Here is a 24,381-nt window from a genome sequence, read left to right as displayed (position 1 = left end):
ATAGCTTTTTACGGAATGTAACTTGATAGAATTCATTGAGTATCGTTTTGTGGAAGCGTTCGCAGATACCATTTGTTTGCGGTGACATAGCTTTGGTTTTTGTATGATCGATATCATTAATAGCCAGATATAACTGGTAATCATGATGTTCGACTTTGCCACAATATTCAGTGCCTCTATCGGTTAGAATACGTAGCATGGGAAGCTCGTACTGTTCGAAGTACGGCAGTACTTTGTCGTTGAGTATGTCAGCCGCAGTAATTGGCGTTTTCGTGGTGTAGAGCTTAGCGAACGCTACTTTGCTGTATGTATCAACGAAGGTTTGTTGGTAGATACGCCCAACGCCTTTGAGATTACCCACGTAAAATGTATCTTGAGAGCCTAGATAACCTGGGTGAGCCGTTTCAATTTCACCACACGCTTCGTCATCATGTTTTTTCTTTTCAAGCGCAGCTACTTGAGCGTCGGTGAGAATAATACCTTCGTTAGCAACTTTATTTTCTAGTGCCTTGAGACGCTTTTTGAAGTTCTCTAGGTCATGACGTAGCCATATTGAACGAACACCGCTGCCAGAAACGAATACGCCTTGTTTTCTGAGTTCATTACTCGTTCTGTGTTGGCCATGAGCTGGATAATCGACAGCGTATTTAATGACGGCTTGTTCAGTTGCTTCATCAACTCTATTTTTTAAGTTTGGCGCTCTACGACTTTTATCAATTAACGCATCAAGTCCACCGTCTTCGACGAGTTCTTGATATCGATAAAATGTATCACGGGATACGCCCATCACTTTGCAGGCTCTTGATACGTTGCCAAGTTCTTCTGCAAGATTAAGTAAACCCGCTTTGTGTTTAATAATTGGATTGTTAGTATATAGCATGAGAGTTACCTCTTATATGTTTTGATTTAAAGATTCGACACCTTTTATCAAAACGGGTAACTCTCACTTTTTCAAGTTGATGTGTCAGATCTTGTCTGAACTAATACAAATTAGTACAGTATATAAGCTCTATATAAACAATGGCTTGAGCTTTACCTAGCTCAAGTCGTTGTTTAATTCATTTAAAATAAAATGCTTTGCCGATTCTAGGTTATCAAAAAGACAATCTTTGAAAGAAACGTCTCTTTTGGCGTTTTGCATTATTCGTTGCATTTGGCTTATAGCAATAGGTGATGTAAGCACAAACGCGCTAATTAAACAGTTATTCTGCTGCATGTTGTGGCTTATGGCTACCATTTCTTGCTCGGCCTGCGGGGTTGCAGCTACAACGTTTGATGAGTCACTTATATAACCCCATTTCTCGCCTTTAAATGATTGAATGGTTTCAAAAAGCGCTATTTTAAAATTACTTAAAAGCTCAAGTTCTAGGTTTCCGCTAAATTGTGCAATAACTATATTATTTTCAAGCGATAAATTAACGTGTCCGTTTTTATTTTTGTATTCCATTAATACCTCCTAAATTAGCTTTTTATCTAAATTTAGTTTAGCAGCCAAGAGGGTACAAGCGGCTGCAAACTTATTAAAGTGCTTTAATATAGTTAAGGGCGCTTTTAATAACCGCTACTTGCGCCAAAATACATTCTTCATCTGTGGCTGTTGGGCTATCAGGGTATACCTCTGTTGTGGTTACATAGGGTGCATCTGTAAAGCCCATACACAAACCTAAATCGCGTGCTGCGTAATTAATAACGCCAAATTGCTCTTGAGGGACGCCTATTAACTGGTTATTTTCATCACTCGGTGCAATGTGCGTGACCTTTGCTACATCTTCGATAATTACTTTTTGAAATTCAGGCTCAGGCTTATTGGTATCGGCCACTAAATAAAATCCATCAGGTATGTTCCAATTAGTGTTTGTTGTGCCTTCACGGGCAGCAAGTGCGGGTCTAAATTCACTGTTATCGCTGTCGGTTGTTTCGTGTAAATCAATATGAGCAACTAAGTCTACATCGAGTGATTTTACAAACGCCATAATAGCTGCTGACTCTTGTGCTGGGCTGCCTTCGTAAAATGAGCGGTTAGGATCAATAGCATCAGGGTTCCAGCGGTTTATAGTTTCATATCCCCAAGGGCTAATGCAGGGCGCAACAACAATATTAAACTGCTTTGAGTGTTGCATAGCAGATGTTTTAGCAAATCTAAGTGCGCCATGTACGCCACTGGTTTCGTAGCCATGTACACCACCGGTGATTAAAACAGTTGGTTTATTGCCATTAAAGTTAGGCGTTTTTAATATATATAATGGGTAAGTACCAGCGGCGTAATTAAGCTCGCCGTATTGCTCTATATCTAAGGTGCTTTTAAGGTCATTAATTAGCGTTACGACTTCGTTTTGGTAACTGCGTTTAATGTTTTGGCGTGCTAACCACTGGGCTTTATCGTTGTTATTCCATTTTTTGCCTGGTGTGCCAATAGGGTATGTGCTGTTAGTCATAATAAACCTTTATATCAACTGTTATTTGTTCTCCTATAAATAAGGAGGGCAATTACAATTGGTAAAATTACTTAATAAAGGCGTAGCTTAACGCTGAGTAAATTAGCGTGCAAATTAAAACGTTAAAGTCATATTTTTAATAGCGCGTGATTGCTGGGCTTTAATATAACTTTGGTTTGCGAACTCACCCGAAATACTACCTAGTCGTTCACGCTTTACACTAACGGTTAAACTACACGTTTTACTTTGATCTACTTGCGAGCTGCTAAACATATCTAAGCTTTGCAAATCTATTTCAAGGCGCGAAGTACTAAGCGCAAAAAGCATTGATTGTAAAAGTGTTTCATTATTATTGTTAGTGCAGCTACTGCTAAGTTCTACTTGACTAGTACTATTGGGATCAGTGCCATCTAACTGAACTGTAAGGGGACTATTAATACTAAAAGTTTGGTTGTTACTCGGGGTTAAAATAATAAAATTTAAAGGTAGTTCCACACCTGAATTCGCATTTATACCATCGTCTCGTTTGAATTTTATATCAAACTGTTGATTATCGTCAGTGGCATTTATATACGCTTGGTAATCAACGTCTAAAAAGTCGGTATCTTTTGTAAGTACAATAGCAGTGTTATTCACAACAGCTTGTAATGAGTCGCTATCGCTTAAAACAATGTTTGAGCCATTAGCATCTCCCGCATTTAGTTCTGCGTTAACACGCGTGCGGTTACCGTCAGAAACCAGCTCAAAGCCTGCCCAAATTCCTTTTGTTTTTATTAAATTCGACTCTGTTTCTGATGTACATGCGCATAATAATAAAATTAAAGCAGTTGTGGTAATGCACTTTTTAAGCATGTTAGCTCCTTTTAACCACTGAATTAGCTATAAGTAATTGTTTAATTGCGGATATACCTAGTAAATATATTAAGTGTATTTGTGCATTGTTACACAACACGCTATTTGTAAATGTTTAAAATTGTTAATGGTTGTGAGTAAAATGCTAATATTAAGTTTTAAAAGTCAGCCTGCTAAGAGGTTGCTTTATAAATGACTACTATTTAGCGTTAAATGTAATATAAAAGAGTATGTTACAATCAAGTCAAAGCATATCTTCATATTGAGTATTATGGCGCAGTATATTGCTACTCCAAGTTGGCTAGGCCGTTTTTTTACCCGTATTAAACACGTAACTATTGAACAAGAGCGCCTTGTTGTGCATTTTAGAAGTGCTCCTTCGCGGACATTTTTAATTAAAGACTTTTATAATTACTCAATACTTAAAAATCGTTTATTTAGCGCCAAAATTAATTTGTGCGATAGTAGCAATACATCAATTAGCTTTTTAAACAAAGCGCAAGCTAAGTCTTTAAATACCGCCCTTAACACGCAATTTTCAGCCATGCTTGAGCAAAAAGTAAATAACGCCAAGGCTTTGCTAAAGCGTTATGCTTTAGATGAGTTTTTACGTGATAGTTCCATAAAAATACTTAATAACGAGGTATTTTTACTTGCTAAACAATACGCTCAAAGTACAAACACATGGCAACAACACTTATCGCCAAGCAGTATTAAATTTTTAAATATACTGAGCTCCACACCCAATACTCACGATGCAATCACACAGCTGCGCCATAAATATGAAAAAAAACAGCTAACTCTTAAAAATGACTTTTTTAATCAAGTAGAGTCAAATCCATTAACAACAGAGCAGCGCTTAGCGGTAATACGCGATAACGATAAAAACCTAGTATTAGCGGCAGCAGGCACAGGTAAAACATCTGTGATGGTAGCAAAATCGTTAGATTTAATAGCGTGTGATATTGCCAAGCCTGAGCAAATTTTGGTGCTGGCCTATAATAAAACAGCAGCAAATGAGCTTAAAGAGCGCTTTATTAAACGCGCCACGCATGCAAACTTGCATACCAAAGTACCCACTATTTTAACGTTTCATGCGCTTGGGCTTAAATTATTACAAAGTGCTAAAAAGCCAATCGAGTTGTCAAAATTTGCAACCGACCCAGTTCAATTAAATAGTTGGTTAACTGGGTGGGTAAGTAAAAAAATACAAACCGAGCCACAGTTTTTAAAAGCATTTGTAGATTTACTCCATGAGCCGATTGATATATTTAGCTTTAAAGATAATGCACAGTACGAGCGGTACGTACGCGATAACGAATACCGTAGCCTTGCGGGACATAAAGTAAAAAGTTATCAGGAAGTGCTTATTTCAAACTGGCTACATTTGAATTGCGTGGTGCACAGTTATGAGGTGAATTATCACTTTAATCAAGGCGCAGAGCTAAGTGGGCAATATCAACCAGACTTTTATATACCTCAATACGATATTTACTTAGAGCACTTTGGCATTGATAGGCAAGGGAATACTCGTGCCGATATAGATAAAAAACACTATAACGAGCAAATTGCATTTAAGCGTAAGTTACATAAAAAAAATGGCACCACTTTACTCGAGACCTTTCATTACAACTGGGTAGAAGGAAAGCTTGAGCAAACTCTCGCAAAGCAATTAAAGCAGCATAATGTTGAATTAGCACCTTTAAGTAGCGACGAAATATTTCATACTTTAAATAACTCAGGACAGTTGCAGCAAGGCATTGATAAGTACATAAAATGCTTACAAGCTATTCGTGTAGAGCAACTAAGTAATACGCAAATAGCGCAGCGCATCAAGCAAAGTGGTATTAAAAACTATCAACAATATGCAAACTTGTTAGTGCAAATTCATGACGCCTATATAAATGAACTAAGCACGCAAAATACCATTGATTTTGACGACATGATTATTCAAGCGACAAAGGCGATAGTAAGCGGAGATTTTAATGTTCCGTGGAGCCACATTTTAGTTGATGAGTTTCAAGATATATCAAGTGCGCGTATGGGCTTTTTAAATGCGATATTAAAATATGGTAACGGAATACGCTTTACTGCGGTAGGTGATGACTGGCAAGCAATTTATCGGTTCTCGGGTGGTAATTTAGCGCTTACTACACGCTTTAATGAATTAGTGGGCAGCCACTCACTTACTATGTTGCAAAAAACATTTAGATACAACAATAGCATTAGCGATGTAGCGGGGCGCTTTGTAATGCAAAACCCTGAGCAATATAAAAAGCAGATCAGCACACATACGCAAGTAACCACACCACAAGTTATTTTGTTAGACGATTTATACCAAGGCACTAAATCGATAGAAATAAAAGTACAGCAGAGCATAAGCACTATTCAAAAAAATGATGCATCAGCGAGCATTGCCATACTTAGTCGATACCGATACATGTTAAATAGCGTGCAGCAGCATTTAAAAGATAAAAAGCATACAAACCCTCTTTATTTTTGGACATTGCATAGCGCTAAGGGGCTTGAAGCCGATTACTGTATTATTATTGGTTTTGAACAAGGTAAATTAGGGTTTCCTAGCGATAATCAAAATAACGTGCTGGTGGAGTCGTTATTACCAGAGCAAGATGAATTCACTCACTCAGAAGAAAGGCGTTTGCTTTATGTAGGTATTACGCGCGCAAAACATAAAGCGTATTTAATTGCAGACCCTTATGCATGCTCAGCGTTTGTAAAAGAACTAGTAAATGACGATTATCCTATTCAAATCGGCTCCACGTTGTTTAACAAGTCGCAACTAAAGCAAAGAGAGTGTAATACGTGCAGCGACGGATTAATTGTGCCAAAAACGGGTCAGTATGGTGATTATTATAGCTGTACTAATACGCAGATTTGCGAAACTAAACTACGAGTGTGTAAAAGCTGTAGTAGCCCATCGGTTGATAAAAGCACGTATTCACAATGTGTGAATACAGAGTGTAAAACGCAGCATCCAATTTGTGAAAAGTGTGGTCGCGAAATGCGTAAACGTAAATCTAAGCACGGTGAATTTTTAGGATGCAGTGGTTTCGCGCTTAAAGAGGATAACTGTAAAAACACTCGAAAAATGAATGTTTAACGGCTAACGAGCAGGTTTACACCTGTCTATTTTATAGAACAATGTAAATAGAAATTATATTCATTTGATTGATTTTAACAAGTTATCAATGTCTAATAGAAGAATGAGCTTTAACTGTTGTTTATTATGCATTTTTTCAATAGGTTCTTTTTATTAAACGATCACTATTCAGCCCCTGATCAGGTTGCTAATTGGCGAATAAGTGCACTGCGCATTATTCTATCATTAGTAATGGTGTTATGTTTTGCTGTGGTGTGCCACACGTACGCAAGCGCTATTGAGTTTAACTTAATTTATATTGTTGTATTAACAAGCAGTTTTTTTGCGACTGTATGCGGTTTGCTTATAGCAAGTAAGCGTTTTTACCACTTCAGCGCTCATGTACTTTTAATAGCCATTGTAGCTGCTAGCGTGTCGATGAACTTATTTTTAACAGACCTAGAGCTTGCTAAAGTGGGCTCTATGTATATGTATTCCTGCCCAATAATCGCACTTATGCTACTTGGTTATAGAACAGCCCTTGCTTATGGCGTATTAAATATTGTACCGTTTTATATGATCATCAATAACGTTGATGTATCGGGCTTAACTGGCATTGCTCAACAACTTCCCGATGCCAGCTTATACATTACAGGGCTAATATTCTTATTTTTTAACATTTGTATTCCCCTTGCTGTGGCACGCACAATTGTGGCTGCTAAGCGTTTAAACAAAACAATGATAAGCGCTAATACACACCTTAAAGATAAAAATGAGCTTTATCGAAGCCTGTTCACCGAATCAAATAAAGCCAAAATTATTGTTGACGAAAACCTTGTCATTACTGATTTTAATCAACATGCTATTGATATGTTTGGTATAAAAAAAGAATTAAAAGAAGAATGCGTTAACCTTTCTCATTTATTTCCTACTTTAGTTTTTGACGCCCCTAATGCTCAAAATAAAATTGTGAAGTACAAAAAAAGCTATTTTAAAGCCTGCTACCAGCAAATAACAATGAGTACAAACTACCGTGTATACGACTTTTACGATTGCACGCAAGAGCAGCTCATTAAACAAAACTTATCGATGATGGAACAAGAAAATAAACGTTTACGCTTTAGAGACTCGCAAACAAAACTTCCCAATAGAGAATGGTTTGAGCTGCAATGCGACAGATTAACAAGCAAATACCAAAAAGGTTTTTTTATCGTTGTTACCCAAAGTGCAAATAGTGAATACTTAAATTTAAAGCTCACTAAAGCCGACTCTCAAGCATTACTTATTAACGCGTACAAGCGTTTAAAGGCGATGGCAGATGGGCCGTTGTTGTGTGCCCATATAGGAGTAGGAAAGCTTGCTTTTATAATCGGCGCAAACTCGCAAAACGAGCTTGAAGATAAGCTATTAATGCAAATAAAAAATACATTAGATAAAACTTATAATGTGTTTGGCACTAAGTGTCAGCAATCATTTTTATTTGGTTTTGCAAAGTATCCTGATCACGGAAAAAGCAGCACAACAGTACTTAGCAATGCGTGCGAAGCACTTAAAGTTGCAAACTGTAATATGCCTCTAAGTGGTTATAACGAAAAACAATCACAAGCTTTTATCGAAAAATACGAAATTTCGATGTTATTAGATGAAGCGCTTCAGCAGGGCGATTTGTCGGTACACTATCAACCTAAAGTAGATGCAACGGGTCAATGTATAGGGCTTGAAGCTTTAGCGCGTTGGAACAGTCCCATACTAGGTAATGTGTCGCCAGTGGTATTTATTCCTATTGCTGAAGAATACAGAATGGTCAGTAGATTAACCGATCTGATTATTCAAAAAGTCTGCGCACAAATTGCCAATTGGACTAAGGCGGGTTTACCGAGTGTGCCGGTGGCAATAAATATATCTCTAATTGATTTTAGCCAAACCGATTTCATGTCAAAACTGGTTAAATACCTTGCCGACTTTAACGTAAAGCCACCTCAAATAGAGTTAGAACTGACTGAAACCTCTCTTGAGGCAAACCAAGCGCATTCGCTAAAGCTTATGCAAACACTGCAATCGTGGGGTTTTACTATTTCGGTTGATGATTTTGGAGTGGGGTATTCTAATATTGCACGCCTTGCCGATTATCCTATTAACAAGCTTAAGTTAGATCGCTCATTAATCAGCCAAGTAACGAGCTCTACGCGTCAAAAAAGTTTAGTTAAAGCGGTGCACGTTATGTGTGAAGAGCTTGATATTAAGTGTGTAGCCGAAGGAGTAGAAACCCAAGAGCAAGTAGCAATAATGACGCAAATGGGGTGTAAAGAATTTCAGGGCTTTTACTTTGCGAAACCAATGCCAGCCGAAAATTTTGCAGAGCATGTTAGCCGCCATGGCTTAGTGTTTAACCCCAAAGAGATGACGGCTCAACTTTAAATGTATAGCAGGTATTTTATTACCTAGTTACAGAGCTGTTGGGCGTTTATAGTTATTTTGCACTGATGAATAACTCCTGCTCCCCAATGCTGTATATCTGATTGAGCAGTACAGCCTGCATCTTCAATTAAAGCAGTATTGGCATCACATAAAAGTAGCACTGCGTTATCATCTTGTACGTTTACAATAAGCGTGTATTCCCCAAAGGGTGCAAGTTTGCTTAAATCGTTTTTAACAGCAGCTTTTAACAATTCATCAGTTGTTGAATAGGATGTTTCACTAAATTTTAGTGTACCATCAACGGCTGTAGCAATATCTTTTAATTGTGAGGCTAAGTCGGCCATCACTTCTGGATTGTTGTTTTTAGGAGTGTAGCAACCGCTAAGTAATACCATGAGGCTTATACAAAGTAAGTGTTTCATTTTATTTGCTCCATACCGTCATCGTGTTGTGTTCATCGTAGCCTGTATCTAGGTTCCAATTTTTAATTGCACTGTAATCAGTATCTAAAAATACGGCATTGGCAATAATGGTTATGTAGTGCTGAATGTTACTAACGGCAAAGTCAAAAATATCGTTGTAATGCATAGGCTCGTGCGGCGTTTTTAGTTGTTCAATAAAAGTGGGGTCTACTTCGTTTGGGCGAGGATAAAACAAGCCTAAATCAGCAGCAACATGGCGTGCACAGGCAAATAATCGATAACTTTCTTCAACATTATTTACCACAAGCTGAAAACCGTTATGCCATGAATTAAAGTTAGGAGCGTGTTGTGCTGCGTAGCTTGGGTGAACCGTTAATAAAGCATGTTGCCAAATTTTTGCAATATCGGTATCAAAATTATCGTCTTTGTTAGTACAAGATCCAATATTTTGTTGCACGCGGTCAGCATAACCTAACTCACCTAAGTTTAAACGTTGCCAAATAAACGCGTCTTGATTCATTTCGCAGGTACGGTGCGCCGTTTGGTTTTGCTCATACGGGCCTACTTTTAATTCAACAACCGGATGCACTGTTATATCTGCAGCAACATGGGCCATATAACCGCATAACCAAGCAAAACATTTCTCAAATGCTTCACCTTCAAGTGTTTTACAGTGTTCAATCATGGCTTTAAGTAAATCGCCTGTGTGCTCATAGTGCATTAGGTCGGCCCACGCATTTTGGCCAGGCTGCGCTACAGCTAAGTAAGGATAATCGGGGGCTACACAGCCTAGTTCAAGGTATGCTTGGCGTTGGCTTAAAATAAGCTTTGCTTTTTTAGGCATATCCATTTTAGCGAGTGACTTGGTTTGCGTTGCAATATTAACAGCAGTGATGTGCGCAAAAGCACCTGGCATTGTCATATCCTTATGATTTATTAATAAGGGTACAGATTAACATTGAGAGGGGGTTAAATAAAGCCAACTAAATGCAAGTATAGCGGGGTAAACACCTATTAAATTAGCTGCTCAACTAATTGGCCATTCTCGTATAATTTAGCATGTTGACGTTTATGTTCTTCAAATAGGTAAGCTCTTAGTTGCTCTTGACCGCTATGGATTTGCGTTATTTTAGCGGCTATACCTTGCGTGCTTTGCCTTACGGGTTCTATTTCCATCGAAATACTTTGTTTGTTAGGCAAAATAAATTCCATGTGCTGCGATTTATTTAAATGGTTACCTTTTCTGAGGGGTTTTAAAAACATCCCCGTGTTTGATATTGATTCAATTTTAAACCCTTGGCTTTTAATATTTAGCTCACTCCAGCGCCAACTGCGCAGTGTGCCTTGTGTGTCTATTACTTCGGGGGCGTTTAAAATAGGTTTGATTATACCGGCGCTATCAATTTTTAAGTCCAACGGAAACCATAACTGATAGTGTGCAACTTCTGCGAGCAGGGTTAAATTAGCGCTACTAAGTAAGTGAGCAATATTGGCTGGTACTGAACTTTGTAACGTTAAAACGTGACTGTTGTGAGCATGTGACTTTTTATTAGGCTTGAATAACTCAGCAAAAAAATTTATCTCTTCATTAGAAAAGTCCATATTTCACCCCAGTTACATAAAATAATTCACCACCGTAATTTAAACAATAAGATTGGTCAATAAATGCCCCGTTTAAATTTGTTTAGATAATATTTACAAAGACAAAAGGGCAAACTAAACAATGTATTTAAATGCAGTGCTTAACCCGAACGTTTTTCAGAGACTTGAATTATTTAACATTTACAAAAATATATTTAGGCGCCAGTGGCTAGCTGTTAAACTACAGCACATTAGTTTTATTATTTATATTAGAGTTTACATTATGATATGTGCATTTTTACGTGATCAACAGCCGAAGTTACTGGGTATGGTAGTGGCATTGGTCGGTGCAGGATTTTCAATAAATGCAGTGGCTCAAGAGCAAAGCCAAACTTTAATTTTAGTGGGGTCAGAGCTTACTACCTGTACTAGCGCCAAGCTCAATAATTGCCAAAAAGAGCCTGTTATTGATGGTAAGTCACATAATTTATATACACTTAGCAGCTCTCAAATAAAAAACATCGCGCAGCATTGGCCTAATAATAATGTTGAGGCAAAAACGGCTGTATTAAAAACACTTAAAGCCATACAAAGTAAATCGTCAAATAGCGTATCAAAAACTGATTTACTCTGGCAGTGGCGCGATATAAATAATCAGCAATTAGAAAGTCTAACTCAGCAAGAGTACAACTTTGTATTTGATATGCTAGAAGTACCGCTACTTAATAAAAACGGTGAGCGTTTAAAAGAGCAAGTAAATACAGATTTTAATAATGAGGTTGCGACTAATAATATTTTACAATTTGTGTCGGGCAGTTTAAAAGTTAATAACGCAAAACCCACCATGCTTGCTATTACGGCTTCGAGCCGCGACCCTTATGAGTCGGCAGATGTAGCGCAAAGTCTTTTGGCACAATCAAATATAAACACTCAATGGTTAGCACTAACGCCAGCGCTTGCTAAAGCGATTACGAGTAACTCGTGCGATGAATTACCAGCGCTTAGAAATACATTAATGAATGTGTATAACCGTGAAGTGGTTTATCCCGATCGCACAAAGGCCGAATACGCTTTATGTAAAAGTGGCACTAATGCACTTGTATCACTTATTAAAATCAGTACCGGCGTTATGTTTAATAGCGGTAATGCAGCATTAACTCACAAGGTATTATTTGATCAAAACAATAACCCATACCCGTGGACGCAAGCATTGCAAACTCGCCCAGTAATTGTAGGTGAAGGAGCGGGCGCAGCAATCCAAAGTAAAGTGACGGGTATGCTTACAAATACGACAAGCCTTGAGGCACTTCGTAAAGGTGAAAATAACACTAATGCTGGTGGACTTGGCAGCTTTAATTTTGGTGTACTAGATACTCAATTTAGCGAACAAAACCGTACATTTAGGCTTGCAGCAGCGCTAAATAAAAACGAAGTCAAAAATATTAAAACAGAGATTCAACATGGTTTTGGTATTGATGAAAATACGGCTTTGGTTGTTATTAAATCACCAGAAGGTAGTTTAATAACCGTAATAGGCAAAAGTGGTGTAGTGCATTTGGCTAACCAAGGTAAAGCCCAACCTGGGAGTAAGAGCTATAGCTATTCGTACTGGCCTACAAGCAGTGTAATTGAAATTACCAATAATACGTTTACCTTAAGCGCACGCACAATAGATGAAGCGTTACCCGCTATAAAAATACCTCCACTGCCAGTGCAGCGTTTTGGCTCAATTTTAACAAATTCAAAACTGCGTTCACTTACTCAAGCGATGTGCCTAAGCCAAGAACAAAGTGCGGTAGCCCAACAAGACGAGTTTATAATTAGCCTTACAGCAACGAGTGACACACAGTATCATCGCATCAATGCAAAAGAGTTTGGTTGTGCGCTAAGCAATTTAGAGTTAGCTATAAAGTCGATTTAGTGACTAACCTGAGCCAAGGGTTTATGTTTTTGGCTCTTCTCTATAAAATAGCCACCATAATGATTTAAAAGCCTTACTAAAAGAGTGTTAAAATGAATAAAGAAAATGATGTAATTTCTAGTCTAGCCGAATTAGAAAGCTTTTTATTAAATGTAGAAAACGGCGGTCTTGGCCTTAAAGGTGTTTCGGGCGTTGGTATGGCAACAAACAATAGTGATGGTAGTCGTTTTGTAGCCGTGTTTGACGATAATCAAAAATTACTTTTAGCGCGCAGTATTACAGAAGACATATTCCAAACAGGGCAGGATATGGTACGTAATGGTGTAGGGCGCAAGCACTAGTACTTTAATAAAAAAGCGCTTAGAGCGCTTTTTTATTTTAATTTCAATAAATTGAAATTAAATGCTTCATATAGATCCCACAAAGGCCACTTCAAGTTAATAACAATCAAATACAACCCCCCTCAAAAACCACAAAACTAGCCAGCTAAACTCAGTTTTATTAAGTGTGATTAGATAAATAAGTAGTGCTACGGATAAATTCGAACTCTCGACCCCTGCCACCCCATAAAAATTACCAGTGTTCTTTAGTGTACAAAAGTGGCTTAACGTGTCCTATCGTGAAGTATTCAAGCTTGTTGTAACTCATTGATATTTAAAGAATTGCCCTTTCAAATTATACCTAATGAATGAACGTGAAGTTTAGTGATCTAAAATCAGCTCGTGCGATAAATGTGCGACTAAAATTTAGGGTTAACTCTAGGTGTGCGGAAAATGGCGTCAATCAAAGTAAAATTAACTGAATCTATACTCAAAAATACCCCTTTGGAAATTACCAAAATTAATGACACTGAGATCTCCGGTTTCTATCTAAATATTGGAAGACCAAATAAGGAGGGTAAACGCTCACAAGTATATTATCTGTATTACCGCCTTGGAGGCCGAGGTTCGAAAGAAAGGAGGCTAGCCTTAGGTAATTCATCGGTAATAACAGTTAGTGAGGCTAGGCAGCTTGCTAAGCAATATATTGGTGATGTGTCGCGCGGTATTGATGTTTTTTTACAAAAAAAGAAAGCAGCACTGATTGAAAAGCAAGAAATCACCTCACCGACAATCGCAGTACTTGCGAATGAGTTTATTGAAAGAGATATTAAAGCTAACCGGAAAGATGTAGACCCAGTTATTAGAATCTTTGATAAAGACATTCTGCCATTTATTGGTAATTATAAACTTAAAGAAATAACTCGCCGCGAAATTTTTAAAAAAGTGCTTGATCCAATAACTGATAGAGGCGCTAAAACGCAGGCGAATAAAACGCTATCAATCCTTAAGCAGATGTTTAACTTTGGTGTTGAGCGAGATTTAATTCAAGGTAACCCGATAAGCACAGTTAAAAAGAAAAGCGTGGGTGGCCTTGAAAAGTCGCGAACCAGAGCACTAGAATTTGACGAAGTTATTCAAGTATTTGACCGCCTGCCAAAGCTAGGTATAAGCCAGCAAGTTATTTACGCACTAAATTGTATAACTTTAACAGGTTGTCGGCCAATAGAGGTTACAGGCGCACAGTGGCAAGAATTTGATTTTGATAAAATGATATGGACAATCCCAGCCGAGCGCGTGAAGCAAAATAAAAATGGCGAAAGAACTCATAAAGTACCGATTACTCAAAATATGGTTATTTTACTTGATGAGTTGCGCGCAGCATTTGGCTATCTCAATTCTAAGTATGTGTTCCCGAGCACAACAACTAATAAATCAGGCCCAGGTGAGCAGCCTATTGATAGGCATTCATTATCGCGCTCCATTAGCCGTAAATTAGAGCAATTGGGAGTACCAAAGTTTGTGCCTCACGATTTAAGAAGAACAGTTGCTACTCGCTTAGGTGATACTGATATTGGAACAGATCCAATAGTGATCGAAAAAATACTAAACCATCAACTGCAAGGAGTGCAGGGGGTATATAATATGCAAGAGTATTTTGACGTCAGAAGAGAAGCTTTGATTAAATGGGGGGAAAAATTGAATAGAATGTTTTAGATTGTTTTGTTCATTTACATTAATCAGAATTTTATAAACAATGTAAAACCTTACAGAGAAAAAATGATATCATTCCCTTCCAATAAATAGAGGTTAATTTGTTGAACTTACGGGAAATGATAATATTCAGAATTGAATATTTGACATATTAGCCTGAAGTGTTTACGTTCATCCTCATTATCTAGATGTATGTGATATTAAAGAAAAATTTAAAGAGAATTCTTTGAGAGTAGTTAATCCAAAACGTACTAATGAATCGATAGATATCAAATCTGCATGGTATAATTATTATGCTGGATATTCACATGCCTTTACTCAAAGTATTATTGATTCTGTCAATCTTCCAAAAGATTCGGTGATTCTAGACCCATGGAATGGTGCAGGTACTACGACATTACTTGCATCTATGAACGGGTATCAATCAATAGGTATTGACTTAAATCCGGTTATGAAAATTATAGCAATGGCGAAGCAAACGACATCGAATGACCTTGCTGTAATATTAAATCGCTCTAAGAAAATTAGAGCAAATGTAAAGGTGCCATTATGGAAGGATGATCCTTTATTAGGCTGGTTTGATATGGAGTGCGTCAACTCTATTCGACGAATTGAAAAAATAATTCTGATGGGGAAGCTGTATAAAAGTACTGAGGATAAAGTTAATTCAATGGATGTGGCACATTGCTTGATGTATACAGTGCTTTTTAATTGTGTGAGAGAGTATCTTTCTCCTTTTATTCCCTCTAACCCTACATGGGTAAAAAAGCCTAAAACTGAATCTGAAAAAATAACAGCGTCTTGGGTAGAGTTCAAAAGAAAATATATCTTCAAATTAAAAGAAATTACTAAAGGAATCGCTGAGCTAGATCATTGCTGGCCCGATAATCTTAGTAATATTAAGATTGGTTCATCTACTAAGCTAAAAGTAGATTCAACTTCTATTGATTTAGCTCTATCATCTCCTCCATATTGTACGCGTATAGATTACGGTGTCGCCACCTCTCCTGAACTAGCTATTCTATGTGTGAATGGTAGTTTGGAGCTTGATTCAATTAGAAGAGAATTAATGGGTACTACCACAGTACCAAAGACGGTTGATGAATCTTTGAACAAATTAGGTTCGGCATGTGTACAATTCCTTGAAAGTGTAAAAGCACATGATTCAAAAGCATCAAAGACATACTATTTTAAAAATTTTGTACAATACTTTAAATCTTTGAACGAATCAATGGATGAGATATATAGAGTATTAAAATATGGCGCTAGGTTTGTTTGCGTTGTACAGGATTCATATTATAAAGATTTACATTGCGATCTTCCTAAGCTAGTTATAGAAATGTCAGAAGCTAAAGGTCTGTTATTAAAAGAAAACATTCGCTTTGAAAGTAAAAAAAACATGTCGAATTTGAATTTGAAAACTAAAAAATATCGAAGTCACAATAAAGTCTTTGAAAGCGTATTAATTTTTGAAAAGGAGTCTAATTATGGAAAATGAAGATTTAATTTTATCCCTAGAACACAATGTAGAAAAGGTACATACGCAAAGCTTAGATTTATCATTCAACGAGTTATTAGATATGCATTCTAATGGAGAACTTGATATAAATCCTGACTATCAGCGTTTATTTAGATGGACACTAGGGGCACAATCGAGGTTTATAGAATCTCTATTATTAGAAATGCCTGTGCCACCTATATATGTTGTTGAAGCAGAGGATGGGCGTTATCAGCTAATTGACGGCTTGCAGCGTTTCTCTTCTTACCTTCATTTACGAGGTTGTTTAGAGGCCGATCATCTTAGCCCACCTATCAAAAAAGGTGATTTTCTCAAACTTCAAGAATGTGACATTGTAGAGCAACTGAATGAGCTAAAGTATGATGATTTACCTACTTCGTTGAAAATAAGGTTAAAGCGAGCATTTGTGCGCGTTGAGGTTGTGAGAAAAGGAAGTGACAATAAATTTCGTTATCACATGTTCAAAAGACTTAATACAGGTGGTGAAGAGCTAACACAACAGCAGCTGAGAAATTGTACTATCAGAATGCTTGATCCTACTTTTATTGATTTCGTGATTAGTAGGAGTAAAAACACTGATTATAAAAATTGCATTAAGAATATTTCACAGCAGCAACAGCTAGGTTCTTTCGACCAAGAGCTGGTTTTACGCTATTTTGCTTTAAAAAATTATAGAGATAAATTTGTGCATGATGTAGCAGACTTTTTAACTGAATACATGGAAAAGGTTACAGATCCTGAAAACAAAGATATAACCTTCGATTACGCTGAAGAAGAGATTACTTTTAACAAAGTATTTAGTATTTTAAATAAATCACTAGGTGAAAAGTCATTTGGTAGAAAAGGAAATAATGGAATACAATCAAACTTTTCTGTATATCATTTTGAGGCTATTTGCACCGGCATAATAAGCCGAATAGATGAGATAGATGAAGGTAACCCAGATCATATTGCTGGACTGAAAGATATTCTGAATGAAATTAAAGAAGATGATACATTTAAATCAGCTACTACAGGTGGAGGGAAAAACTCTCCTGGTCCACTAAGGACAAGAATTGAAATTGTAATCAATCACTTAAAGAGACTCGAACTATAATGAGTTTGTCTAATTTTCAAGAGCAGATTGAAGCTGAAAGAGAGTGGAGAGAGGACGAAATTAGATTTCTCGATAACTCACAAAGGCGAATGACTAAATTAGAAGATCAGATGAGGATTAGACGCTCGATAGTTTGTTTGATTTATGCGCATATCGAGGGGTTTGTACAGTTTGCATTCTCGCTTTACATTGATGAGATTAATAAAAAAAACCTTCTTTGTTCACAGGTAACGCCAGTAATTGCTGCAGCAACACTTCATAAAGAGTTTATTGCATTAAATAATAAGGACAAAAAATCACGAGTTTTTAAAAAAAGTCTTCCAAATGAAACTAAATTGCATACCTTATTTAGGCAAGTTGAATTTGTAGAGAACATTACTACTATACATGGACATATTGTAAAAGTTCCGGATGGTTATATTAATACGGAAAGTAATGTTGGTCAGCAAGTTTTAGAAAAGCTTCTTTATCAAGTAGGTTTGGAATACAAAGATCTCAAGGATATTTACGCTCCATTAAACAAGTTGCTGAACGTTAGAAATGATATTTCTCATGGTAAAAAACGACAAGGTATTGAGAATAAAGACTATGAAGAATATATTAATTGTTGTAAGTCTATAATCAGTAGTATTTCTAGGAGATTGACAATGGCTTACGGCAAAAATGAGTTTTTAGCCAAAGTAATATAGTGATGGTAAGAGTGCGCATGGGTGACTCGTTTTTTCCTAAATTTAATCAGGTATAAGTTTAAACATCACGATAGCTTATAAAGTTGATTATCTTAAATACACCTCAGTAATCTCAGGCCTAAAATGCCCCATCTCTTGTGAAACGGTTTCTAATGCTATTTGATACGGATATTGGTTAAGTATCAACTCTAATAGTCTTTCTTGTGCGTAGCTATGCCTGAGCCCATGTGCACCATTGGAAAAAGAGAGAGTACGGTTTGATGCTTTATTAAATGAATCCGACCACTTTTTACCCCTTCCAATATCGTAGCGCTGTAAGTAGCTTATTTTTCTATCAACCACAGTGACAGGTTGTTTAAATTTACGAAGTTCTAATTTAGCTGCTAAATCGTGGGGTATTAGTACTTCGCGTGTTAAACCTCCTTTACCTGTCACTGTATATAGCACGCCGTTTCTGCCAGATCATTTTGAATCAAAAGCTGGCCGTTTATCTGCTTTGCGCTCTTCAACTTTGGCTATGGTCAACAATTCATGTGCACGAAGCCCCGCAGAGAATGCTATTTGTGTTGATAATGAGTATTAAGATGTTTGGTGCTTGATTATCTTTAAGTTTGCCATTTAGTTTTATTGTGGTATTTAATATTTGGTGACTTATTAAGTTTTGACTTACATAAAATGGGCAACGCTAAAGGTTACTTGCATTGGTTGGTACGCACTTTTACACTCATTATTTTACTGGTTCAATAAAATGTCTAAATACGAAAGTGACTCTGTTGAAGCGCAATATCAACCTGGGTCTGAAAGGCTAGTTTTAGCAAACAAGTTAGCGATTGTTGATGAAACGGAAATGGATGATATTGAAGCCGTTCTTTTAGTTAAGCTATATGAAAAAATTTTTACGACGACTGACTCAAAAAATGGTACATTTTCTTTTCAAAATATTGCTAATTGGCACAGGCAGTGGCTAGGTAATGTATACGAATGGGCAGGTAAAATAAGAAGTATTGATATGGGCAAGGGCGGATTTCAGTTTATGTCGCCTTTACAAATTGAGAAAAATATTAGGTTATTTGAAGGTGAGTATTTATCTCGATTTAATAATTTACCAGAAATGACAGATGAAGAGCTTGTGTCATTTATAGCGCAGAGCCATGTTGAGTTTATTTTAATTCATCCATTTCGTGAAGGTAACGGTAGGATAAGCCGTTTATTAATGGATTTTTTGTGCAGTAAAGCTGGTAAAGGAACGCTTGATTATAGCTTGTGGGACGAGCATAAAGACTTTTATTTCAAGTCAATTCAAGCGGGTGTAAATAAAAATTACCAACACATTGAAAGGCTTGTGAGAGATATAATTAAATAGCGAGCGAAAGAGACTCATATTTGAGTTTGTTTGCTTTTAGCTTTTTCTCTATTGTTTTAACTGTTTCGCCAGTTTCGATGGCAGTAGAGCTAGCAACAGATCTTAAAATCATACTCTTTGTGATTTTTTTCTTATTTTCACTCATTTTACCGCCTCAAATAAATTTAGATCTGAAATTAACCTTACACCTAGACACTCGTGATATCAATTAACGTTGAAAGTATTATTTTACGGAAGAATTGAAGGCTCTGGATTAAATTTAAATCTAAGATGTTATTAATTGGTCGGTATGGAGAGATTCGAACTCTCGACCCCTGCCACCCCATGACAGTGCGCTACCAAGCTGCGCTACATACCGACGTTGTTTGCAATAGTACGTGTATTTTTTTAAAAATCAATAAGCGATTGTTTGTTTGGGTGTTTATTACGCAAGAGACCTAAAAAGGCACCCCTGCGGTGTATTAATTAGCTAGTCTTTATTTAACCACTTTTTGATCGAGTCATACATCTCATCTCGTATTAATGGCTGAGCTTTTTTGTTAGGGTGTAAACTATCGTTTTGCATTAGCTCAGGTTGACTGGCAATATCGAGCATAAAAAAGTTCATTAAATGCGCATTTGTTTCTTCGCTAACGCGCGAAAAAGTGTCAGTAAACATTTTACTGTAACGCGGACCGTAATTAGGGGGAATGTAAATCTCCATTAAGGCGGTCATCGCATTAGCTGCTTGGCTTTTTTGAATAAGAGACGTTAAGTTAGTTTGCATTTTTTTAACTGGAAAACCACGTAAACCGTCATTAGCACCTAGCTCAATAAGTACATGAGTGGGTTCGTATTGCTCAAGCAATGCATCTAAACGGCGTAGGGCTCCACCAGATGTTTCGCCACTAATACTGGCGTTGATAAGTTCAATGTCGGCTTGTTCGTCATCGTATTTATCTTGTAACAATTTTACCCAGCCTTCTTCTTGTTGAAGTCCGTAGGCTGCGCTTAAACTGTCACCGAGTATTAAAATCGTGTTGTCGGCTGCTGCGCTCAGCGGTTTGATAACTAAAAATAAAATGAATACTAAACGAAGGATTGAATGAGTCATATGTCAGCGCTTTCTCAATTAAATATAATTCAGGTTAATGGTTTGTCTAAAGTAGTCTCTACCTTTGAAGGTGAGCTGCCCATCCTCAGCGACATCAGCTTTAATGTCAAGCATGGTGAGTCTGTTGCTATAGTTGGCACGTCGGGCTCTGGTAAATCAACGTTACTCAGTTTATTAGCAGGGCTGGATACCGCCAGCAGCGGTGAAATATTTTTAGATGGCGAGCCATTACACAATTTAGATGAAGAAGAGCGTGCTGCACTGCGCGCGGCTAAAATTGGATTTGTGTTTCAATCGTTTATGTTAGTACAAAGCTTAACGGCACTTGAAAACGTTATGCTACCAGCAGAGCTTGCTGGTGAAAGTGATGCAAAAGAGCAAGCAATTGCATTACTTGAAAAAGTAGGCTTGAGCCATCGAATTGATCATTACCCGTCGCAACTCTCTGGCGGTGAGCAACAGCGTGTTGCTATTGCGCGAGCATTTATTGGTACACCTAAAATACTATTTGCTGATGAGCCTTCGGCTAATTTAGACAGCAAAAACGGTAAAATGATTGAGTCGTTATTATTTGATTTAAACACGCAACACGGCACTACGCTTATTTTGGTGACTCACGATGAAGGGCTTGCACAAAAATGTGAGCACATTATTCAAATAGAAGCGGGTTTACTGGTAAAAAGCCAAGTAGAGGACGTTGCTAATGTGGGTTAAGTTAGCGCTTAAGTTATTTTCGCGAGAATTCCGCCGTGGTGAGCTCACGGTTATAAGCGCAGCTATCGCCCTTGCTGTTTTAACCGTGCTTACACTGTCGATGGTTACTGAGCGAATAGGGCAAAGTATTGCGCAAAAAAGCAGTGCTTTTATTGCTGCAGACCGTGTACTTGCAAGCGATCATGTTCTCGATACTGCTTTTATTACTAAAGCACAGAGCCAAAATTTAAAAACGGCGCAAATGGTGTACTTCGACACTATGTTGTTTGCCGATGATGAAATGCAGTTTAGCTCAGTAAAAGCGGCATCTAATGCGTACCCGCTAAAAGGGCAGTTAAAAGTTAAAGATACCCTAACCGGTGAAACTAAAGTTGCTAATAGCGGACCAACGCCGGGTAATGTGTGGCTAAGTGAATCGGTATTTTACAGTTTAAATATTGATATAGGCGCGCAAGTAGAGCTTGGTGCTGCATTATTTAATGTTTCAAAAGTTATTGTAGAAGAGCCCGATGCGCCATTTAATGTATTTTCGAGCAGCCGCCGCGTGCTTATCAATATTGACGATGTGGCAAAAACCGAAGTTGTGCAGCCGGGTAGTCGTGTTTATTACCGCCAACTTTATGCAGGCAGTGAGGCCGACATAAATAGCTTTTACGAGTGGCTTAAACCACAAATGAAAGAAAACCAACAATGGTACGGCGTTAAAGACCGCCAATCACCTATTTCAAATAGTTTAAACCGCGCAGAGAGCTTTTTATTACTTGCAGGCCTATTAGGTATTATTTTGGCAGCAGTGGCTATAGCTGTTTCAGCAAAACGTTATTGTGAACGCCAATACGACCCAGTAGCGATGATGAAAACGCTCGGCGGTAGCCGCTCAATGATCCGCAAAATATACATGCTTCATTTATTGCTTGTATGTGCAATGGCGGTAAGTATAGGGCTGTTAATTGGTTATGGCTTGCAAGAAATAGCAACAAGTTACTTATCAAAAAGTATGGGCACAGAGTTACCTTTAGGTGGCTTTAAACCTTGGCTGGTGGCTATAAGCACTGGCGTAATTTGTGCTGTTATGTTTTCTATTAAACCGTTATTTGATTTATTTGATATTCCACCGCTTAGAGTTCTGCGCCGTAACTTAGGTGACAAGTTGGCAGTAAGTCGTGTGCATTTAGGCATGAGTGCGCTAACTGTATTTTTATTAATGTGGTTATTTAGTAACAACATAAAAATAACGCTTATTTTGTTTATATCAACACTTGCGCTAATTGGTGTGTTGTTTTTAGTATCTAAATTAATATTTGGTGGCGGTCGAAAATTAGGACTTAAGCCAGGTAACAGTTGGTCGCTTGCAATTGCATCTATCCAAAAGCGTGCAAATGTGAACGCGGTACAGTTAATTAGTTTTTCGTTAGCGATTAAATTACTGCTGTTTTTAGTGGTACTTAAAAACGACATGATATCTGATTGGCAGTCGCAACTTCCAAGCGACGCGCCTAATGCGTTTTTAGTTAATATTACGCAAAATGAGCTTGAGCCAATTAATGAATATTTAGCTCAAAAAGCTATTCAAGTATCAGAGTTTTATCCCACTATTCGTGGGCGCGTAAATGCGGTGAATGGCGAGTTGGTAGCACGTTCAGTATCGCTGCAAGACAACGAGAAAAAAGACGAAGAAGCACGTGCAGGTATTGGCCGCGAGCTAAATCTTACATGGCTTAAAGATGTGCCTGACCAAAATGAAGTAACACAAGGTACGTGGTTTGGTGAGAATGCGATGGCTGAAGCCTCAGTAGAGGAGTCGATGCTTGAGCGTTTAGATGTTGAGATAGGCGATACGCTCACATTTTTAATTGGTTCGCAGTCGTTCGACGCTAAAATTACCAGTGTGCGCAAAGTTAATTGGGCCACGCTTAAACCTAACTTTTTTATTATTTTAAGCCCAGATGTACTTGCAGATTTTCCGGCGACGTATATTTCGTCGGTACGTATAAACCCAGATCAAAAGCGTGACTTTAGCCAGTTATTGCGTACTTACCCTACTATTACAGCCATTGATATTGATAACTTTGTTAAGCAAATCCAAACAACTATTTCGCAAGTATCGCTCGCCATTGGCTTTGTACTTGCCATTGTTGTGCTGTGTGGCGCGCTTGTACTTATATCGCAAGTGCAAGCTAGTTTAGGTGAGCGCATGCAAGAAATTGTAATACTTCGAACGCTTGGCGCTAAAAGCCGATTAATTAAAAACGCGACCCTGTATGAGTTTTTATTACTAGGCGGTTTAGCTGGTTTAGTGGCTGCATTTTTTAGTGATATAGCGCTTTTGATTGTGCAGCAACAAATGTTTGATTTAGCAGGTAAGTTACACCCACATATATGGATTATAGGTCCGGTAGCTGGCGGCGTATTTGTGGCAGGTTTAGGTTATTTAATGATTGCCCGAACACTTAAACAAAACACCCAAGGATTAGTGCGTGCTCTAGGGTAAGCTTAAACTAACATGCTCTGTAAATGCCCACCTAGTACGTGGGCATTTTTGTTTTTCTTTATACTGGTAATTTATACAGTGCTCTGGCATTATTAGCGTAATTTAAAAATAATAACAATGGAGCGCTGTTTGGCCATCATTTTAGGGATCGATCCTGGTTCACGTTTGACCGGATATGGTGTTGTTGCCCATCAAGGTTCTAAATTTACATACTTAGGCAGTGGCTGTATTAAGTTAGCCGATCATCCTTTTCCGGTTAGGCTTAAAATGATCTACCAAGGCATTACACAGCTTATTGAGCAGTTTTCGCCAGAAACCTTTGCCATTGAAAAAGTATTTATGGCGCACAACCCCGATTCAGCTTTAAAACTAGGCCAAGCTAGAGGCGCTGCGATTGTTGGCGCTGCAATGGCCGACTTACCCGTATTTGAATACTCAGCTAGGCAAATTAAGCAAGCAGTAGTAGGCAACGGTGGCGCAGATAAAACACAAGTGCAACACATGGTAAAAAATATTTTAAAATTACCCGGTACGCCACAGGCCGATGCAGCTGATGCACTCGCTATTGCGATTTGCCACGCCCACTCAGAACAAAATTTAATTAAACTAGCGGGCAGCGCAAGCAAAACCGTTAGAGGACGTTTAAGGAAATAA

The 24,381-nt window shown here is 37.8% G+C and carries 22 protein-coding genes and 1 tRNA gene; 12 read left to right on the top strand and 11 right to left on the bottom strand.

Annotation, left to right across the window (positions count from 1 at the left end; translation table 11 throughout):
* From QT16_RS19250 to QT16_RS19235, 4 genes are all read right to left on the bottom strand, one after another.
* The coding region (locus QT16_RS19250) for an IS481 family transposase (protein WP_039490156.1) at window positions 1–880 on the bottom strand (880 nt) is incomplete at its 3' end.
* A gap of 156 nt (window positions 881–1,036) precedes the next feature.
* Window positions 1,037–1,447 carry a hypothetical protein gene (locus QT16_RS19245; RefSeq protein ID WP_039490155.1) on the bottom strand — a complete coding sequence of 137 codons (411 nt, stop codon included), beginning with the start codon at window positions 1,445–1,447 and terminating at the stop codon, window positions 1,037–1,039.
* Window positions 1,448–1,520: 73 nt separating this feature from the next.
* Window positions 1,521–2,435: a M14 family metallopeptidase gene (locus QT16_RS19240; RefSeq protein WP_039490153.1), complete on the bottom strand. Its 915-nt coding sequence runs from the start codon at window positions 2,433–2,435 to the stop codon at window positions 1,521–1,523.
* Window positions 2,436–2,549: 114 nt separating this feature from the next.
* Window positions 2,550–3,287, bottom strand: a complete 738-nt coding sequence (locus QT16_RS19235; RefSeq protein WP_039490152.1) for a hypothetical protein — start codon at window positions 3,285–3,287, stop codon at window positions 2,550–2,552.
* A 271-nt stretch (window positions 3,288–3,558) separates the two neighbouring features.
* Between QT16_RS19235 and QT16_RS19230 the strand changes: the two genes are divergently transcribed.
* Entirely contained in the window at window positions 3,559–6,408 is a 2,850-nt protein-coding gene (locus QT16_RS19230; protein ID WP_039490151.1) for a UvrD-helicase domain-containing protein, read from the top strand.
* 126 nt (window positions 6,409–6,534) lie between these two features.
* Window positions 6,535–8,805 (top strand): sensor domain-containing protein, encoded by a 2,271-nt coding sequence (locus QT16_RS20945; RefSeq protein ID WP_082007375.1) that lies wholly within the window; start codon window positions 6,535–6,537, stop codon window positions 8,803–8,805.
* Between the two features lie 23 nt (window positions 8,806–8,828).
* On the opposite strand, the gene QT16_RS19220 is transcribed toward QT16_RS20945, so the two are convergent.
* The 3 genes from QT16_RS19220 to QT16_RS19210 form a co-directional block, all read right to left on the bottom strand.
* Window positions 8,829–9,227, bottom strand: coding sequence for a hypothetical protein (locus tag QT16_RS19220; RefSeq protein WP_039490150.1), 399 nt, complete (start codon window positions 9,225–9,227; stop codon window positions 8,829–8,831).
* A gap of 1 nt (window position 9,228) precedes the next feature.
* Window positions 9,229–10,143, bottom strand: a complete 915-nt coding sequence (locus QT16_RS19215) for a zinc dependent phospholipase C family protein (RefSeq protein ID WP_039490149.1) — start codon at window positions 10,141–10,143, stop codon at window positions 9,229–9,231.
* A gap of 98 nt (window positions 10,144–10,241) precedes the next feature.
* Window positions 10,242–10,829 (bottom strand): hypothetical protein, encoded by a 588-nt coding sequence (locus QT16_RS19210; protein WP_024590532.1) that lies wholly within the window; start codon window positions 10,827–10,829, stop codon window positions 10,242–10,244.
* Between the two features lie 262 nt (window positions 10,830–11,091).
* Here QT16_RS19210 and QT16_RS19205 point away from each other — a divergent pair, with 262 nt between their 5' ends.
* From QT16_RS19205 to QT16_RS19180, 6 genes are all read left to right on the top strand, one after another.
* Window positions 11,092–12,729 (top strand): cyanophycinase, encoded by a 1,638-nt coding sequence (locus tag QT16_RS19205; RefSeq protein WP_039490194.1) that lies wholly within the window; start codon window positions 11,092–11,094, stop codon window positions 12,727–12,729.
* Window positions 12,730–12,821: 92 nt separating this feature from the next.
* The gene (locus QT16_RS19200) at window positions 12,822–13,070 is read left to right on the top strand and encodes a hypothetical protein (protein ID WP_039490148.1); all 249 of its coding nucleotides are present in this window, start codon (window positions 12,822–12,824) and stop codon (window positions 13,068–13,070) included.
* Between the two features lie 432 nt (window positions 13,071–13,502).
* On the top strand, window positions 13,503–14,765 hold the full coding sequence (locus QT16_RS19195; RefSeq protein ID WP_039490147.1) for a tyrosine-type recombinase/integrase: 1,263 nt from the start codon (window positions 13,503–13,505) through the stop codon (window positions 14,763–14,765).
* A gap of 223 nt (window positions 14,766–14,988) precedes the next feature.
* Window positions 14,989–16,260: a DNA methyltransferase gene (locus QT16_RS19190; RefSeq protein ID WP_052201233.1), complete on the top strand. Its 1,272-nt coding sequence runs from the start codon at window positions 14,989–14,991 to the stop codon at window positions 16,258–16,260.
* Window positions 16,250–17,377 (top strand): DUF262 domain-containing protein, encoded by a 1,128-nt coding sequence (locus tag QT16_RS19185; RefSeq protein ID WP_039490145.1) that lies wholly within the window; start codon window positions 16,250–16,252, stop codon window positions 17,375–17,377. The genes QT16_RS19190 and QT16_RS19185 overlap by 11 nt, the downstream gene beginning before the upstream one ends.
* Window positions 17,377–18,066: an MAE_28990/MAE_18760 family HEPN-like nuclease gene (locus QT16_RS19180; RefSeq protein WP_039490144.1), complete on the top strand. Its 690-nt coding sequence runs from the start codon at window positions 17,377–17,379 to the stop codon at window positions 18,064–18,066. Before QT16_RS19185 ends, QT16_RS19180 begins: the two co-directional genes overlap by 1 nt.
* Before the next feature lie 87 nt (window positions 18,067–18,153).
* Here QT16_RS19180 and QT16_RS19175 read toward each other — a convergent pair whose 3' ends face one another.
* The gene (locus QT16_RS19175) at window positions 18,154–18,501 is read right to left on the bottom strand and encodes a site-specific integrase (RefSeq protein WP_052201232.1); all 348 of its coding nucleotides are present in this window, start codon (window positions 18,499–18,501) and stop codon (window positions 18,154–18,156) included.
* A gap of 313 nt (window positions 18,502–18,814) precedes the next feature.
* Between QT16_RS19175 and QT16_RS19170 the strand changes: the two genes are divergently transcribed.
* Complete coding sequence (locus QT16_RS19170) at window positions 18,815–19,429, top strand: Fic/DOC family protein (RefSeq protein WP_039490143.1); 615 nt, start codon at window positions 18,815–18,817, stop codon at window positions 19,427–19,429.
* On the opposite strand, the gene QT16_RS20910 is transcribed toward QT16_RS19170, so the two are convergent.
* The 3 genes from QT16_RS20910 to QT16_RS19160 form a co-directional block, all read right to left on the bottom strand.
* Window positions 19,422–19,574, bottom strand: a complete 153-nt coding sequence (locus tag QT16_RS20910) for a hypothetical protein (protein WP_165783594.1) — start codon at window positions 19,572–19,574, stop codon at window positions 19,422–19,424. The two genes, QT16_RS19170 and QT16_RS20910, sit on opposite strands and share 8 nt — an antisense overlap.
* Before the next feature lie 136 nt (window positions 19,575–19,710).
* Window positions 19,711–19,787 (bottom strand) — tRNA-Pro (locus tag QT16_RS19165).
* A 111-nt stretch (window positions 19,788–19,898) separates the two neighbouring features.
* Window positions 19,899–20,522 carry an arylesterase gene (locus QT16_RS19160; protein WP_039490141.1) on the bottom strand — a complete coding sequence of 208 codons (624 nt, stop codon included), beginning with the start codon at window positions 20,520–20,522 and terminating at the stop codon, window positions 19,899–19,901.
* On the opposite strand from QT16_RS19160, the gene QT16_RS19155 reads away from it, so the two are divergent.
* The 3 genes from QT16_RS19155 (at window position 20,523) to ruvC (ending at window position 24,381) form a co-directional block, all read left to right on the top strand.
* On the top strand, window positions 20,523–21,236 hold the full coding sequence (locus tag QT16_RS19155) for an ABC transporter ATP-binding protein (RefSeq protein ID WP_008137049.1): 714 nt from the start codon (window positions 20,523–20,525) through the stop codon (window positions 21,234–21,236).
* Window positions 21,226–23,727 (top strand): ABC transporter permease, encoded by a 2,502-nt coding sequence (locus QT16_RS19150; RefSeq protein WP_039490138.1) that lies wholly within the window; start codon window positions 21,226–21,228, stop codon window positions 23,725–23,727. The genes QT16_RS19155 and QT16_RS19150 overlap by 11 nt, the downstream gene beginning before the upstream one ends.
* A gap of 129 nt (window positions 23,728–23,856) precedes the next feature.
* Entirely contained in the window at window positions 23,857–24,381 is a 525-nt protein-coding gene (gene ruvC, locus QT16_RS19145) for a crossover junction endodeoxyribonuclease RuvC (protein ID WP_002960649.1), read from the top strand.

Source organism: Pseudoalteromonas distincta (genome assembly GCF_000814675.1).
GTDB classification, from domain to species: Bacteria; Pseudomonadota; Gammaproteobacteria; order Enterobacterales; family Alteromonadaceae; genus Pseudoalteromonas; species Pseudoalteromonas distincta.
Note: the sequence above shows the minus strand (reverse complement) of the source record. Positions and strands in the feature narration are given on the sequence as shown.

Coding starts and splice junctions, on each gene's coding strand:
- QT16_RS20910 (WP_165783594.1), bottom strand. CDS start 19,574: ATGAGTGAAAATAAGAAAAAAATCACAAAGAGTATGATTTTAAGATCT.
- QT16_RS19155 (WP_008137049.1), top strand. CDS start 20,523: ATGTCAGCGCTTTCTCAATTAAATATAATTCAGGTTAATGGTTTGTCT.
- QT16_RS19230 (WP_039490151.1), top strand. CDS start 3,559: ATGGCGCAGTATATTGCTACTCCAAGTTGGCTAGGCCGTTTTTTTACC.
- QT16_RS19160 (WP_039490141.1), bottom strand. CDS start 20,522: ATGACTCATTCAATCCTTCGTTTAGTATTCATTTTATTTTTAGTTATC.
- QT16_RS19220 (WP_039490150.1), bottom strand. CDS start 9,227: ATGAAACACTTACTTTGTATAAGCCTCATGGTATTACTTAGCGGTTGC.
- QT16_RS19235 (WP_039490152.1), bottom strand. CDS start 3,287: ATGCTTAAAAAGTGCATTACCACAACTGCTTTAATTTTATTATTATGC.
- QT16_RS19205 (WP_039490194.1), top strand. CDS start 11,092: ATGATATGTGCATTTTTACGTGATCAACAGCCGAAGTTACTGGGTATG.
- QT16_RS19210 (WP_024590532.1), bottom strand. CDS start 10,829: ATGGACTTTTCTAATGAAGAGATAAATTTTTTTGCTGAGTTATTCAAG.
- QT16_RS19150 (WP_039490138.1), top strand. CDS start 21,226: ATGTGGGTTAAGTTAGCGCTTAAGTTATTTTCGCGAGAATTCCGCCGT.
- QT16_RS19185 (WP_039490145.1), top strand. CDS start 16,250: ATGGAAAATGAAGATTTAATTTTATCCCTAGAACACAATGTAGAAAAG.
- QT16_RS19240 (WP_039490153.1), bottom strand. CDS start 2,435: ATGACTAACAGCACATACCCTATTGGCACACCAGGCAAAAAATGGAAT.
- QT16_RS19195 (WP_039490147.1), top strand. CDS start 13,503: ATGGCGTCAATCAAAGTAAAATTAACTGAATCTATACTCAAAAATACC.
- QT16_RS19215 (WP_039490149.1), bottom strand. CDS start 10,143: ATGCCAGGTGCTTTTGCGCACATCACTGCTGTTAATATTGCAACGCAA.
- QT16_RS19180 (WP_039490144.1), top strand. CDS start 17,377: ATGAGTTTGTCTAATTTTCAAGAGCAGATTGAAGCTGAAAGAGAGTGG.
- QT16_RS19170 (WP_039490143.1), top strand. CDS start 18,815: ATGTCTAAATACGAAAGTGACTCTGTTGAAGCGCAATATCAACCTGGG.
- QT16_RS19245 (WP_039490155.1), bottom strand. CDS start 1,447: ATGGAATACAAAAATAAAAACGGACACGTTAATTTATCGCTTGAAAAT.
- QT16_RS20945 (WP_082007375.1), top strand. CDS start 6,535: ATGCATTTTTTCAATAGGTTCTTTTTATTAAACGATCACTATTCAGCC.
- QT16_RS19200 (WP_039490148.1), top strand. CDS start 12,822: ATGAATAAAGAAAATGATGTAATTTCTAGTCTAGCCGAATTAGAAAGC.